Source organism: Thermomonospora catenispora (genome assembly GCF_006363815.1).
Taxonomy (GTDB): domain Bacteria; phylum Actinomycetota; class Actinomycetes; order Streptosporangiales; family Streptosporangiaceae; genus Thermomonospora; species Thermomonospora catenispora.
This window is the reverse complement of record NZ_RRYT01000085.1, coordinates 1-1,050: the sequence shown is the minus strand read 5'-3', so window position 1 is coordinate 1,050 and position 1,050 is coordinate 1. Positions and strand designations below refer to the sequence as shown.

The 1,050-nt window shown below is 48.0% G+C and carries 2 protein-coding genes; both read left to right on the top strand.

The annotated features are described in order from the left end of the window. Positions 1-49 precede the first annotated feature (49 nt). Positions 50-802 carry a YciC family protein gene (locus tag EIO00_RS23950; RefSeq protein ID WP_479681616.1) on the top strand — a complete coding sequence of 251 codons (753 nt, stop codon included), beginning with the start codon at positions 50-52 and terminating at the stop codon, positions 800-802. Between the two features lie 15 nt (positions 803-817). Continuing rightward, a partial coding sequence (locus tag EIO00_RS23945; protein ID WP_175596326.1) for a septation protein IspZ occupies positions 818-1,050 on the top strand: 233 nt, incomplete at its 3' end.

The window sequence follows — 1,050 nt, the reverse complement described above, 5'->3', positions numbered from 1 at the left end:
GGCGCAGTCCGTATACCGTGACACCGGAAATTTCTTCCGTAATCAATTTATGACCATTCTGTTGGTATCGTTGCTATGTGCGTTTATCACAGTGGTGTTAGGGCATGTTTTCTCACCCAGTGATGCACAGCTTGCGCAGCTCAATGACGGCGTGCCCGTTAGCGGCAGTAGTGGGTTGTTCGACCTGGTTCAGAATATGTCACCGGAACAGCAACAAATTTTGCTGCAGGCTTCAGCGGCGTCCACTTTTTCAGGATTAATCGGTAACGCCATTCTCGCCGGAGGCGTAATATTAATTATCCAGCTGGTGTCTGCGGGTCAGAGAGTCAGTGCGCTGCGAGCTATTGGTGCCAGTGCGCCGATATTGCCAAAGTTATTTATTCTGATTTTTCTGACTACCCTTTTAGTACAGATTGGCATCATGCTGGTGGTCGTTCCGGGAATTATCATGGCCATTTTACTGGCCCTGGCACCGGTGATGTTGGTACAGGACAAAATGGGCGTTTTTGCCTCGATGCGTAGCAGTATGCGGCTGACTTGGGCGAATATGCGTCTGGTGGCACCCGCAGTACTGAGCTGGTTGCTGGCAAAAACACTGTTGCTGCTTTTTGCCTCTTCTTTTGCCGCATTAACNGTTGCTGGCAAAAACACTGTTGCTGCTTTTTGCCTCTTCTTTTGCCGCATTAACCCCGGAAATTGGTGCCGTACTGGCGAACACCTTGAGCAACCTGATTTCAGCCATATTGCTCATCTATCTGTTCCGCCTGTATATGTTGATTCGCCAATAACCTTAAGCATTTGATTACGGAATCGTAAAATGAAGCAGTTTCTTGATTTTTTACCGCTGGTTGTCTTTTTCGCGTTTTACAAGATTTATGACATCTATGCGGCTACTGCGGCGCTGATCGTCGCCACGGCGATTGTGCTTATCTATAGCTGGGTTCGCTTTCGTAAGGTTGAGAAGATGGCCCTGATCACTTTTGTTCTGGTGGTCGTCTTCGGTGGCTTGACGCTGTTCTTCCACAATGATGAGTTTATTAAATGGAAGGT